A 12,941-nucleotide genomic window follows, 5' to 3' on the forward strand; every position below is an offset into this window, starting at 1 on the left:
GTGCAGTCGTGCGCCGCACCCGCGCCGCGCCGATCCGGGCGGCCGTGGTGGGCGTAGTGGGCGTGGCGGCCGTGGCGGGCTTGGTGCCCCCGAGGCCGCGGAGGACCGGGGCGACCGGGGGCCCAGGACCCCCACCGCCACCGGCAGGGCCTCAGGCCGAGGTTCGCTTGCGGGGTGCGGCCTTCTTGGCGGTGGAGCCGGCCGCGGCGGTCCCGCGTGAGGACGTCGCCTTGGCGGCGGACTTGCTCGCGGTCTTCGCGGTGGACTTCTTCGCCGAGGCCGACTTCGCCGCGGTGGACTTCGCCGTGGACTTGGCGGTGGTCTTCGCCGTCGAGGTCGACTTCCTGGTGGCCGCCGCCGTGCTCTTCCTGGACGTGCCGCCGCTGGAGCCGCCCGCCCCCCGGGCGGTACTCGCGGTGGACTTCTTCCCGCCCACGGCCTTGGGCGCCGCCGGCGCGCTCTTGCGACCGCTCCGCCCGCCGCGCCGGCCGATAGGCGTGACCTCGGCCTCCCGCGCCTCTCGGCCCCCGCCCACCGCTTCAGCCGCTTCAGCCGCTTCGGCTTCCCCAGCCTCCCCGCCCTGCCCGACCTCCGTGCCCTCCGGCCCGTCCGTGCCCTCCGTGCCCTCCCCCCGCGACGCCTTGGCCGCCCGTACGCTCTTCTCCAGCGCCGCCATCAGGTCGATCACCTGCGCCCCGCCCCCGGCCGCCGCACTCGGCATCTCCGGTTCGATCGCCTCACCCGACTTCGCCGCGATCATGGCCTCGACCGCCTCGCGGTAGTCGTCGTGCAGCGAGTCCATGTCCACCTCGCCGAGCGTCGCCATCAGCGCGTCCGCGAGGTCGAGTTCGGCGTCGCGGATGGTCACCTTGGTCTCCGGAGCCACCCCTTCCGGGGCGCGGATCTCGTCGGGCCACAGCAGCCCGTGCATCGCGATCACGTCGTCGACGACCCGCAGCATCCCCAGCCGTTCCCGCCCGCGCAGCGCGAACTTCGCGACGGCCACCCGGTCGCTGCGCTTGAGCGCCTCCCGCAGCAGCGTGTACGGCTTGGCGGCCGAGACCCCGTTGGCCGCCAGGTAGTACGCGGCGTCCATCTGGAGCGGATCGATCTCCGAGGCCGGCACGAACGAGACGATCTCGATGGTCTTCGCCGTGGGCAGCGGCAGGGTGGCCAGGTCCGCGTCCGTGATCGGGATGATCGACCCGTCCGCCTCCTCGTACCCCTTGCCGATCTCGTCGGCGGAGAGCTCCTCGCCGTCCAGCTCGCACACCTTGCGGTAGCGGACGCGGCCGCCGTCGGAGAGGTGGATCTGGCGGAAGGAGACCGAGTGGTTCTCGGTGGCGTTGACGAGCTTGATCGGGATGCTGACCAGGCCGAAGGAAATCGCCCCGTTCCAAATGGATCGCACGGTTCCTCCTGATTCGTGGCAATCTCATCGTATGACGCCGATCACCATGGTGGAGGGGCGTCGCATCGCCCTCAGCAATCTCGACAAGGTCATCTATCCGGAGACCGGCTTCACCAAGGGCGAGGTGCTGCACTACTACGCCACCGTCGCGGGAGCCCTGCTGCCCCATGTCCAGGACCGGCCCGTGTCCTTCCTGCGCTACCCCGACGGTCCGGACGGGCAGCTGTTCTTCACCAAGAATCCGCCGCCGGGCACACCCGCATGGGTGATGACCACCCCCGTGCCGCGCTCGGAGGAACCGGCGGCCCGGCAGGTCGTGGTCGCCGACCTGCCCACGCTGATGTGGGCGGCCAACCTCGTCGTGGAGTTCCACGTACCGCAGTGGACCGCCGGCGACCCGGCCGTCGCCGACCGCCTCGTCCTCGACCTCGACCCGGGGCCGCCCGCGACGGTCGTCGAGTGCTGCCGGGTGGCGATGTGGCTGCGCGAGCGGCTGGCCGCCGACGGCCTGGAGGCGTACGCCAAGACGTCCGGGTCGAAGGGTCTGCACCTGTCGGCGCGGCTGGAGCCGGTGGCCTCGTCGGACGTGTCGGCGTACGCCAAGGAACTGGCCCAGGAAGCGGAGGCGGCCCTCCCCGACCTGGTGGTGCACCGGATGACCAAGGCGCTGCGGCCGGGCAAGGTCTTCGTGGACCACAGCCAGAACGCCGCCGCCAAGACCACGGCCGCCCCCTACACCCTGCGCGCCCGCTCCCGCCCGACCGTCTCCGCCCCGGTCACCTGGACCGAGGTCAAGGCGTGCCGGACCCCGGCGGGCCTGACGTTCCTGGCGGACGAGGCGGCGGCGCGCCTCGGGCGCGACGGCGACCTGTGGGCCCCGCTGACGGACCCGGAACGGGCCGGGAGACTGCCGTGAGCGGGCCGACACCGGCAGGGAGGCGGCCGGGTGCTGCGACCGGGGACGGGCCGCGGCCTCGGGAGGCCGCCGTGCGCGGGAGGCGGCGGCGATGATCCGGGTGGCGCTCGCCGTCTCGGTCCGCACGCTGCCGGTGGGGCCGGGGCTGGCGTACGAGCCGAAGTTCGACGGCCACCGGCTCGTCGTACGGCGCACGGCCACCGGCGTGGTCCTCCAGGCCCGCTCCGGCCGCAACGTCACCAGCGCCTTTCCGGACCTCGCCACGGCCGCCGGCCGGCTCCCCGCGGACACCACCCTCGACGGGGAGGTGGTGGTCTGGCACGACGGCCGTACGGACTTCGCCCTGGTCCAGCGCCGCGCCGCCGCCACCCCGGCCCGGGCGACGAGCCTGGCGGTGTCCCTCCCGGCGTCGTACGCCGCCTTCGACGTCCTCGAACTCGCGGGCGTGGACGTCCGCACCCGCCCCTACGAACGCCGCCGCGCCCTCCTCGTCGACCTGCTGCTGCCCCTGGGCCCGCCGCTGCAGCCGGTCCCCATGACGACCGACCCGGAGCTGGCGCGCACGTGGTACGAGACGCTGCCGGCCAGCGGCATCGAGGGCCTGGTGATCAAACGCCTGGACCAGCCGTACCCGGCGGGCCGGCGGGCGTGGCGCAAACTGCGCCACACGGACGTCCACGACGCGGCGGTGATCGGCTACACGGGCACGCCCCGCCGCCCGTCGGCCCTGGTCCTGATCCTCCCGGGCGCCGAGGACGAGCCCCCGGTGGTGTCGAGCCCGCTGTCGGCGCAGGTCCGGGGGGAGATGGCGGCGCTGCTGAGCGGCCCGGGGGGCGGCGGGGGCGGGGGAGAGACGGAACAGACGGGAGAGACGGGAAAGGAGGGAGCGAAGGGAGGGAAGGGAAAGGAGGGGGCGAGCAGGGGAACGGCGAGCACGACCGCGGCCCCGGAGTCCCCGGAGTCCCCGGGGGCCCCGGAGTCCCGGGAGGGCCCGGAGATGGCGACGGCCATCGGCGTGGGTGAGGTCCCGTACACCCCCCTGCGGGTCCCTCTGTCGGCAGAAGTCCGGGCCACGGAGGGCCGCCACCCACCCCCGGAGGTCCTCCGCCTCCGCCAGGAGCCGTAGGCCCTACGGCGGGCGCGCCGGGCCGGAGCCGAGACACGGGCCGGGCGTCAGCCCTTCAGCCCGCCAGGCAGCGGGCGCCGGTGCCAGGCCGCCAAAAGGGGGTCAGCTTTGCCAGCCGAGCGGCGGCGGGAGGGCGCCGGCCGGGCGGCGGCACAAGTGCCCGGTTCGCCCGGTTCGGCTTCGGACGCCGCGGGCCGGTTCGGCTTGGAACGGCGCGCGGAGGGGCCGGGAGGGGCGGGGAGAGCCCTCCCGGCGGGGGAAGACGGCTCAGGCGCCGTGGCCACCGCTTCCGAAGGCTCCGCTGTCGGGCTCGTTCTCCTCCCGCTCCCGACGCGCCTTCTCCTGATCATGCGCCGTGGTGGAACCGAAATTCCCGTATCCCTGCATCTCATGCGGCCGCAGCCCGGTCTTGGGCCCCGACTTGGGGATCTCGACGTGCTCCCGTTCCTCACGTACCTCAAGCACCGCCCCGCCTTCCGGCAGGTGCGGCTGACTCTCGGCGCTCGGGGGCGCAGGCTCGCGTGCCCGGACCTTCTTCCCCAGCCAGAACATGGCGATGAGGAATCCGGCCACGGCGATCCCCACGACCAGGAACCACGCGATGTCGGTCAGGGTCGTGTCCACGCTCAGCGTCGTGTCCATACCAGTCGTGTACCCCGCGTCATATCCCGCATACATGTATCAACCAACCCAATCACCCGAAAGTACGCAGATCATCACCACAAGGCGAATCGCCCCGCACCCACCGGGTAGACGCTCCGGCACCTCCCCAAACGCCGAACCCACAAAAAACTGCAAGAGGAAACGAAGCCGGAAGGCAGAAGCCGAAGCCGGAAGACGGAAAACAGAACAACGGAAGAAAGAAGGAGGCCGACCCCATGCCCCGCGGATCCTCCCCCAAGCGGGAACGCCAGTACGAGCACATCAAGGAGAGCGCCCTCGACCGCGGTGAGCCCATGGACCGTGCGGAGGAGATCGCCGCCCGCACCGTCAACAAGGAACGCGCCCGGGCCGGCGAGTCCAAGACGGCCAGCAAGCTGTCCCTGGAGGACATGTCGTCCGGCCGCCGCGGCGGCCTCCGCTCCCACTCCGGCGCCAAGGGCCCGACCTACGAGCAGCTCTACGCCGAAGCCCAGCGCCGCAACATCCACGGCCGCTCAGGGATGACGAAGTCCGAACTGGCCCGAGCCCTGGACAAGCGCTGACCCCGGCCCAGGCCAGCCCCGGACCGGCTCACCTCCGCAGCGGCCCGTCAGTGTCCCGTAGCCCCCGAAGCCCCAGATCCGCGGTCTGTCGTCCCCCGAGCTCTGCCAGGATCTCCGCGCAGATCGCCAGCGCCGTCTCCGCCGGCGTCCGGGCGCCCAGGTCCAGCCCGATCGGGCCGTGCACGCGGGCCAGCCGGTCCTCCGTCACCCCGGCGGCGATCAGCCCCTCGCGGCGCCGGGCCGTGGTGCGCCGCGAGCCGAGCGCGCCGACGTACGGGACACCGGCCGCCAGCGCCGCCCTCAGCACCGGCACGTCGAAGTCCGGCTCGTGCGTGAGCACGACCAGGCACGCGGCGTCGCGGTGCTCGGCCAGTTCCTTCTCGGCCTCGGCCGCCGACGCGACCGTCACGGCCTCCCACTCCAGCAGCAGCGCCTGGCGCGTGATGATGTCCGCCAGTTCACCGCCGCCGCACACCACGACGTACGGCGCCGACGGGTACGCCTCGACCAGCACCAGCCCGGACTCCCCGTACAGGGCGTCCCGCCCGGCCCGGCGCGTGGCCAGCAGTTCACCGGCCCGCCGCTCGGCGTCGTTCGCGGGCGCGTCCTCCGCCCGTACGACGACGCTGGTGGCGTGCTCGGCACCCTCGTCCAGCCGGGTCACGAGCGCCGCCCCGGCGCCCCGTTCCAGGAGCTCCCACCACTCGGCGGGCACCGCCGTCAACGGCTGGAGCAGCACCTCGGCCCGCCCTCCGCAGGTCAGCCGGGCCTCGACGGCCTCACCGGCGCCCACCGACACCTCGCACACCCGCGCCGTCCGCCCGGCGGGCAGCGCCGCGGCCTCGGCAGCCAGTTCGGCGTCGAAGACGCCCCGGTACAGGCTGCCCACGCACTCACCGCGGGGGTCCACCAGCAACGCCCCGGCGGGCTCGCGCGGGCCGAAGCCCTGCTCGGCCACGGGCCGCGCCAGGAAGGCCGTACGCCCTTCGGAGATCCACTGTCGTGCCGTCTGAGCCAGCTCGCGCATCGGCGCCGCCCCCATCCCGTCCGCCATCGATCCCCGCGCGGGCCTGGCAGGCCGCCGGCCGGTGCCGGGGCCGCGCGGTTCCTTCGGTTGCTCGGATAGTAGGCACCCCCGCGAACCCCGCCCAAGGCCCAGATCCACCGAGCCCCCGCCCCTTCCCTCGTACGGTCCACCATCGCCACCCCGCCCCGCCGCGCAGCCACTGCGGCCCACCCTCCCTGCACGCACCGCGCCCCGGGCTACGGGGCGCTGCCGGAAGATGAGCTGTTCCTCGAACTCGTTGAAGGTCACCCCCGCCGTCCGGTACGGCGTCGCCGGGCAGCCGGATGATCCGCGGACGGCGGCCCTCGTGCTCCCCACGCCGAAGTTGCTGGGTGGCGTACACCCAGCACAACTGCCGCGTGTCCGGGTCGAAGACGACGCAGAACACGGGCACGTCCCCGTTCGCCGCCGTCTCGGCGTGCTGGCGTACCGGTACTCCGTAGCCGTAGGAGCGGCGCCCCGAGGTGCCGCCCTTGACCTGGACCTTGACGACGTCGTTGGTCACACGGCCGGCGTCGGCGAAGGTGACGAACAGGTCGCCCTCCACCCCAGCCTGCCAGCGCCCTCTGACACCGCCCCTCGACATCAGCCGGTGCGCCACCGCTCCGCGGTTGTCCCACTCGCCACCCACGCGCGACCACCGCAGATTCGTTGTTTGCCCTACACGGATGGGCCAGAGCTACCACGATGTACGAACCACCGTGAGAGGCCACACATGACTACCCTCGCCAAGGGCGGCAACGCCGTCTTGTCCGCGGCGGTCTGCCGCGTCACCCTCACGTCGCCGACTACGGGCATCGATGTCTCTGCTGTTCTGCTCGGGCAGGGAGGCAAGGTGCGGAGCGATGAGGATCTAGTCTTCTACAACAACTCGTCAGAGAGCGGGATCGAACTGGAGGGGCAGACAATCGTGGCCGATCTGGCCGCGGTCCCTACGGCAATCGATCGCATTGCAGTCGTCGCTAGCATCGATCCCGAACTCCCCGCCACCCACTTCGATGCAAGCAATACCCCCAGAGCAGTCGTCGAGTGCGGGGATGCGCACATCACTTTTGAGCCTCCACCGCTCATGCATCGGGAGACGGCGGCCATCCTCATCGAGCTGTACCGGCGCGCGGGCAGTTGGAAGGTAAGAGCAGTAGGTCAGGGATGGGATACGGGGCTGGCGGGGCTGGCCTCGGACTTCGGCATCATCGTGGATGACCCCGGACCGTCCGCGGGGCCGGTCTCGTCCGCAGCTGACCCCGCGCCGGTTCAACGCACGCCCTCTGTGCCACCACCTTCCTCCTGTGAACCGCGCGGCTCAGCGGCGCAAGTACCGGCCTTGCCGCCGATGTCGGTTCGCCCCCTCGTCCCGCTGGGCAAGGTCGCCCTCACCAAGGCCGGGCAGGCGACCATCGACATGCGCAAGGACGACCCGAGCTTGATCGTCACTGCCACCCTTGAGTGGAACGGCGGAAGTACGGCCCGAAGGCAGGCCGGCGCAGACCTCGACCTGTATGCCCTCTATGTCCCTGGAAATCTTGTCACTCCGGTCGGCAGGCGCCCGAGCAAGTCGGATCAGGTCGTTTACTACCGACAGCTCGGGTCGCTCGATGCACCGCCCTACATCGCTTTGGACGGTGACTCCCGGGTACCGGGTCGCGAAACGATCACCATCCGGCGCCCGGACCTCCAGGGTTACGTCCTTCTGTGCGCCTACAGCGCCGTGGAGAATGGGACCGGTTCGTTCAAGTCCTACGGAGCTCGGGTGGTCGTCACGGACGGGCGGGGATCCACGGTAACGGTGCCACTCTTCAACAATCGCAACTTGTCCTACTGGGTCGCCGTTTCCTTGATTGACTTCACCGTCCCCGGCGCTGCTCAGATCCGGCACGTGGAGAAGTACAGTGGCAATCATGTCGAGGCTCGTCCAACGCTGTACTCGAATGGAAACTTCCGAATGAGCACCGGAAAGGTGGAGTTCAAAACGACATAGCCGACGGCGTACGCCTCTCAGTGCGGCAGCACCTGTGGGTGGTTGTGGAGCCGATGGCGCTGGCCTCGCAGGGGTGTCCCCGCCCGTCGACCCTCGCCGGTTCTTCGGCGTGCGGCCGGCCGCGGGGCCAGAGCGGGGTGCAGGCAGGAGCGCAGGACTGGCGGACGGGGCCGCACCCGCCGCGCCCGACAGGATCAACGAGTGGCGGATCTCGGTCACGATGGCGCTGCTGGACGACCGGCCCGGCCGTCCGACGGATGCGGAGCTGCGGCAGCCGCTCAGGAAATGGGCCTTCGTCTTCCGGGCCCGGGGGAGCGGGAACTGTCTCCGGAGGTCGGAAACGTACTGCACTCGGTCGAGAAGGCGTCGCGTGCCTTACGTCGGCGGGTACCGCCGGGCTCAGCGAGAACGACCTGGCCCTTCCCGGTTCCGGCTGGGGACCCCTCTGCTCCACCGCACCCGCCACAGCGTCGCCAAGCAGTGGACCGACTCCGGGCAGAGCCACGACGACCGGGGCTTGAAGAACCGGCCCAGGGAGGACGTGCGCCGGGTGCCGGTCTCCCGGGGCTGACCTGCGCCGGTGGGCCAAGGCCCTGTCCGCGAATAGTCCACTGACCCTGACGTACGGCTGCTCACGGCGACTGTCGGCTGCACATGCAACAAGACCCCGTCCTCAGCATCTCTGCTGGTGGCGGGGTCTTCAGGCACTTCGTGCGAAGTGCCCCCGGCAGGATTCGAACCTGCGCACACGGCTCCGGAGGGCATGCGGGATCAGCGGCCCAGAAGTGCCCGACCTGCGGGAACCTCGCCGTTGTATCAGGTCGCGGCCCGAGCTCACTCGCCACTCACTCGTGGACGGCAGCACTGGGCCCCGCCACTGTCGGCGACTCGCGCTAATGTTCGATTATGGAGATCACGTGCACTGGCTCTCCCCGAGTCAGGGGTCGTCCCTCTACGCTGCCTCTCCGGGGTAGGAAGGTCAGGGGGCCTTGATTGGTGGACACGGACGGCAAGCCGCGTAAGCGGAACATCGAAGCCGTTGATGATCGAACTGTCACCACGATGATGGAGCAGTTGCAGGTCGGTTACGTCTCCACTGTTGCGGCCACGGCCGGTTGCTCCGTCGAGGTAGTGGGCAAGGACGTCTTCGGTGTCGATGTTCAGTTCATCCGGCCTGGACGTAACCACTTGGAGCAGGAGAGCCTGCTCTTTGCCCAGCTCAAGTGCACGACGCTGGTGGTTCCGGACCGCGACGAAAAGTCCTTCCGCTACAGGTTCTCGAAGCGTGAGTACTTTGAGGGCTTGTCTGTCGTGCGTTCGTATCCCAAGAAGATCCTCATCGTTATGACTGTGCCGCTTGTCCAGCGCGAGTGGACTGAGGTGCTGCGCGGTGGACTTCTTGTGAAGCGTGAATGCTACTGGACGCACCTGGCAGGGGCGACGTCGGAGCTGGTGAAGCCCACGATTGACATTCCGACGGAAAATGTCTTCGATGCTCAGGCTCTCGTCGACATCTTGGATAGGCAGGATAGGGGTGAGTCGCTTGCTGGGTGAGGCCGAAGACTTGACCATCCCAGTCGCTGTTGATCCAGGCAGACTGAGGGCGATCCTGGATGAGCTCGGCTGGCTCGTCGCAGGCGGGAGAACGGGAATATATGCCCGATACACCCCTCCGGTTGGAGGGGAATTCGACGGAATGTCAAGTGTGATCATTCCTCTGGATGCCGCCGCTCCCGACTATCAGCACTTGATGAGTCACGCATTGACGCAGCTTGCCCAAAGGCGTGACTTCTGGTCTCGCTCCCTATATCCGCGCCTCGCAGTATCCGCTTCGGATGAGTTTCGATTTCAGAAAGAATCCAAGGCTCCCAGTGGTCTAATCGCGTGGCGTCATGGGGAGCGTCTGGTCGAAAGCGCGCGTCGCACCTTCTTGGCCGGAGCGAAATACTACATCGGGCCAGGGCGTCATTTCGTTAATCGGCATGGTCGATTCGCTACCCGGTATCTGGATCAGATCCTGATGGGGCAGACCGCTGTCGGTAGCTACGTCATTACCGCCCTCGCCCCCTCGGACGCTTCGATTGAGCTGAAGCAGGCCTTTGACGGTGCGGCCCGACTCCCGGACGTAGGTGTCGCTCGTGTGCGCAGTGTGAACGAAGCCGTCGTGCATGCAGTGGGCGCAACGGTCGAGGCACTCGATCACTACCGATCGAGTGGCTCGCTCGCGGGGTTTGAGCAAGGCGTCATCGGTGGCGTTTCCTATGAGATGACGAATGCCATCCTTGGAATCACTTCGAATGCAGACGAAGCGCTTATTGCTGTTGAATGGGACCAGGGTCAAGCGAGGCCCGAGGGTGTCGAAAGTGAATTCTTCTTCAATGCCGAAGATGTGGCGCCCCTAGCGCAGGCGGCAGCGAAGCTGGCAGAAGATGAATCGTCCACACATTTTTCGGTCACGGGTAGGGTTCATCTCTTGGCCAAGAAGACTGCTGGAAGTCCTGGAGTCTTTGGCATTGATTCATTGCAGTCCCAAGGTCCGCGGAAAGTGCGTGTAAGGCTGGCTGATGACGAGGATTATCATGAAGCCGTGCGAGCGCACGAAGAGGACCTTGCGATTTTGGTGGCCGGGCGGCTAGAGAAGGAAGGAAACTTGAGCTGGCTATATGACGCGACAGTGGTGCGTACCCTCGGCTCGCTGGACGAGTTTCCAACGAGTCGCCGTTCCGCGCCCCAGGAAGGCATTCCAGGCCAGCTAGACATGTTCTGAGGCACAGGCCGGACACCCCGGACAGCGTGTCGGCTAGCTGTCCGGGCCCTTTCTGCTGGTCAGCGGCCTAACAGGACAGACGGACAGCTGGGACCCTCCGCTCCGGGTACCGGGCGTGCGAAGCTGGAGCGCGACCGGGGTTGAAGGAGGAGTGCGTGCCGAGCGCCAGCCCGCGTGGGACGTTTCAGGTGATCGCTCAAGCGCTTCGCGAGCGGATCGCCGCAGGGCTCTATGAGGGAGGCGTGCCCTCCGAGGCCGAGATCGGACAGGAGTTCGGCGTGGCCCGGACCACCGTGCGGCGGGCGTTGCGGGCCCTTGAAGAGGCCGGTGACGTGAAGGCTGTTGCGGGAGTGGGGCGTGCGGTGGCCGGCGGCGCTGATGTGGCGCCTTACGAGCGCATCATGAACGATCTGCTGGGGCAGATCCGTAGCGGCGTCCTTGCGGCCGGCGCCCAGCTGCCGAGCGAAGCGCAGTTGGCTGGGCAGTACGGGGTGGCTCGTGGCACCGTCCGTCGGGCGGTCCGGGAGCTGGAGACCGCAGGGCACGTCGAAGCCCGGCACGGCGTCGGGCGATTTGTCAGATCGCCGTCCTGAACTCCCGATACTCGGAGGCGTCAAGTATGCAGTTGGTCAGCTGGGCCTACGACCTTGCCGAGTCCCTGCTTGCTGATGACCTGCCACGGCGGTGGGCCCATTCGCGGCGGGTATACGAGCAAGCCCTGACCCTCGCTCCCGCCCTGGGGGCCGACGCCGAGCTGTTGGCCGCCGCTGCCATCGCGCACGATGTCGGGTATGCCGAGGTGGCGGTGGACACCGGGCAGCACATGATCGATGGAGCGCGATACCTGCGGGACGTGGTGGGAGCCGATCCGCGGCTGTGCAGCATCGTCGCCTTCCACACCTCCTCACCGTGGGAGGCCTCGGAGCTGGGGCTTGCGGACGCGCTCGCCGAGTTCGGCCCGGCCGACACAGACTTGGTGGACGCCATCACCTACTGCGACCTGACCAGCAGCCCTACCGGGGAACTAGTCGACCCCGCCCACCGACTCTCTGAGGTCCTGGAACGCTACGGGCCTGAGCACGTGGTCTTCCGTGCGGTCTCGGCGGCCCGCCCGGAGCTCCTGGAGCGCGTGGCCCGGGTACGGGAACGGCAGGCTGAGGCCGCGGCGGCGCGGATCAGCTGATCACCGGTACCGGCGCGTTGCGGAAGCCTTCCAGGAGGCGTCGGCGTGTGGTCGGGGAGACGTCGAGGGAGTCCAGCTCTGCTTGCGGGACCCATCGCACCGCCAGTGACTCGGAGCTCACCGTGATCTCGCCGCCGACTGGCCGCGCCCGGAAGCAGAGCGAGAACTCCTGACGAACCTCTCCGTCGGCAAAGGCGATGACGTGCCCCGGGTCCGTGAAGATGCCGACCAGGCCGACCACCTCCACCTCGATCCCGGTCTCCTCCAGGACTTCGCGGACGACCGTCCCGGCGATGTCCTCTCCGATCTCCTGGACGCCGCCAGGCATGCCCCAACGGCCGTTGTCGGAGCGGCGTTCGAGCAGAACTTCACCGGCATCGTTCACGACGAAGGCAGTCACCGCCGGCACGATGCTGTTCGCCTTGGGGGCGGCGGGGTCGTTGAAGTAGTCAGTGCGGCGACTCATGAGGGCCTCTCGATGGGTACGGCTTCTTCCCACACCTTCTCGAAGCTCTGCTGGTACGTCGAGACGAGCTCGGCTCCCGCGACTCGACGCAGGTGCAGTACGGGGGCCATAGGGGCGCTGACGCCGTAGACCTGGGTGTTCACCAGCCACTCGTCGTCCGACCGGTACAGCGAGTTGTGCAGGGTGGATCGGTGCATCCGGAATTCGATTCCAGGCACTGAGTAGAGCGGACGGTACAGCTTCATGACCTCCCGCACCTTGTAGGCCACGCCCTCCCCGATCTCCTCCTCCTTGCCGCGCCGCTGGATCTCCTGGCTGTCCGGGTCGCCCAGAAGGATGCGGGCTCTCACGCCGGACGCTGCCTTCAGGCGGAGCAACTGGGACCATCGCGGATTCTCGGCGAGGAACACGCCGGCGTGGACGAGCACGCCGATCTCGCGCTCCGCCCGGCCGAAGAGCTGCAGCCAGAGTTCCGGCGGGACGTACGAGCGGTGCGGGTAGACCTTGAGGACCTCGGCGTCGGCCGCGTCCTTCCGCTGGCCGTCAGGAAGGCCGTTCGGCCAGAGGTAGGCCTCATCTTCACGCAGGTAGGCAGCTATCGCGAGGCGGTGGCGGCGGTACGGCGAGCGCCCTTGGGTGATCCACCGTTCCACCGTCTTGGGGTCCACGCCCACATGCTCCGCCATGGCTTCGACCGTGACTCCGTGGGTCAGCATCGCCGACCGTAAGCGCTCGTTCGCCATCCCACCCCCAGGGACGTCCAGGGACGTAATCGATCCTCCGAACGCTATCGAGGACGTCCCAAGTCGTCCAGGGACAGGGT

General features: G+C 69.1%; 14 protein-coding genes. 8 read left to right on the forward strand and 6 right to left on the reverse strand.

What is annotated here, in order from left to right; all coding sequences use genetic code 11:
* Positions 1-151: 151 nt before the first annotated feature.
* Positions 152-1,411: a non-homologous end joining protein Ku gene (gene ku, locus LG632_RS00005; protein WP_226724187.1), complete on the reverse strand. Its 1,260-nt coding sequence runs from the start codon at positions 1,409-1,411 to the stop codon at positions 152-154.
* A 31-nt stretch (positions 1,412-1,442) separates the two neighbouring features.
* Here ku and ligD point away from each other — a divergent pair, with 31 nt between their 5' ends.
* Both ligD and LG632_RS00015 read left to right on the forward strand, forming a co-directional pair.
* Positions 1,443-2,327 (forward strand): non-homologous end-joining DNA ligase, encoded by an 885-nt coding sequence (gene ligD, locus LG632_RS00010; RefSeq protein WP_226724188.1) that lies wholly within the window; start codon positions 1,443-1,445, stop codon positions 2,325-2,327.
* Positions 2,328-2,418: 91 nt separating this feature from the next.
* The gene (locus tag LG632_RS00015) at positions 2,419-3,453 is read left to right on the forward strand and encodes an ATP-dependent DNA ligase (RefSeq protein WP_226724189.1); all 1,035 of its coding nucleotides are present in this window, start codon (positions 2,419-2,421) and stop codon (positions 3,451-3,453) included.
* A gap of 267 nt (positions 3,454-3,720) precedes the next feature.
* On the opposite strand, the gene LG632_RS00020 is transcribed toward LG632_RS00015, so the two are convergent.
* Positions 3,721-4,095: a DUF6479 family protein gene (locus tag LG632_RS00020; protein WP_226724190.1), complete on the reverse strand. Its 375-nt coding sequence runs from the start codon at positions 4,093-4,095 to the stop codon at positions 3,721-3,723.
* A gap of 236 nt (positions 4,096-4,331) precedes the next feature.
* On the opposite strand from LG632_RS00020, the gene LG632_RS00025 reads away from it, so the two are divergent.
* Positions 4,332-4,658: a plasmid stabilization protein gene (locus LG632_RS00025; RefSeq protein WP_226724191.1), complete on the forward strand. Its 327-nt coding sequence runs from the start codon at positions 4,332-4,334 to the stop codon at positions 4,656-4,658.
* A 28-nt stretch (positions 4,659-4,686) separates the two neighbouring features.
* On the opposite strand, the gene LG632_RS00030 is transcribed toward LG632_RS00025, so the two are convergent.
* Positions 4,687-5,652: an XdhC family protein gene (locus LG632_RS00030; protein ID WP_226724306.1), complete on the reverse strand. Its 966-nt coding sequence runs from the start codon at positions 5,650-5,652 to the stop codon at positions 4,687-4,689.
* The gene (locus tag LG632_RS30660; RefSeq protein WP_226724307.1) at positions 5,552-6,310 is read right to left on the reverse strand and encodes a DUF4365 domain-containing protein; all 759 of its coding nucleotides are present in this window, start codon (positions 6,308-6,310) and stop codon (positions 5,552-5,554) included. The genes LG632_RS00030 and LG632_RS30660 overlap by 101 nt, the downstream gene beginning before the upstream one ends.
* A 129-nt stretch (positions 6,311-6,439) precedes the next feature.
* Here LG632_RS30660 and LG632_RS00040 point away from each other — a divergent pair, with 129 nt between their 5' ends.
* The 5 genes from LG632_RS00040 to LG632_RS00060 all read left to right on the forward strand — a co-directional run bounded on the left by LG632_RS00040 (position 6,440) and on the right by LG632_RS00060 (position 11,652).
* Positions 6,440-7,702, forward strand: coding sequence for a TerD family protein (locus LG632_RS00040; protein ID WP_226724192.1), 1,263 nt, complete (start codon positions 6,440-6,442; stop codon positions 7,700-7,702).
* Between the two features lie 996 nt (positions 7,703-8,698).
* Entirely contained in the window at positions 8,699-9,256 is a 558-nt protein-coding gene (locus LG632_RS00045; RefSeq protein WP_226724193.1) for a DUF4365 domain-containing protein, read from the forward strand.
* Positions 9,257-9,407: 151 nt separating this feature from the next.
* A complete protein-coding gene (locus tag LG632_RS00050) occupies positions 9,408-10,469 on the forward strand; it encodes a hypothetical protein (RefSeq protein WP_226724194.1) in 1,062 nt (353 codons plus the stop codon).
* Between the two features lie 155 nt (positions 10,470-10,624).
* A complete protein-coding gene (locus tag LG632_RS00055; RefSeq protein ID WP_226724195.1) occupies positions 10,625-11,062 on the forward strand; it encodes a GntR family transcriptional regulator in 438 nt (145 codons plus the stop codon).
* Between the two features lie 26 nt (positions 11,063-11,088).
* Complete coding sequence (locus LG632_RS00060) at positions 11,089-11,652, forward strand: HD domain-containing protein (protein WP_226724196.1); 564 nt, start codon at positions 11,089-11,091, stop codon at positions 11,650-11,652.
* Here the strand turns inward: LG632_RS00060 and LG632_RS00065 are convergent.
* Entirely contained in the window at positions 11,645-12,118 is a 474-nt protein-coding gene (locus LG632_RS00065; protein ID WP_226724197.1) for an NUDIX domain-containing protein, read from the reverse strand. The genes LG632_RS00060 and LG632_RS00065 overlap by 8 nt on opposite strands.
* Positions 12,115-12,804, reverse strand: a complete 690-nt coding sequence (locus LG632_RS00070; protein WP_226724198.1) for an XRE family transcriptional regulator — start codon at positions 12,802-12,804, stop codon at positions 12,115-12,117. Before LG632_RS00070 ends, LG632_RS00065 begins: the two co-directional genes overlap by 4 nt.
* Positions 12,805-12,941 lie beyond the last annotated feature (137 nt).

Source organism: Streptomyces antimicrobicus (genome assembly GCF_020532625.1).
Taxonomy (GTDB): Bacteria; Actinomycetota; Actinomycetes; order Streptomycetales; family Streptomycetaceae; genus Streptomyces; species Streptomyces antimicrobicus.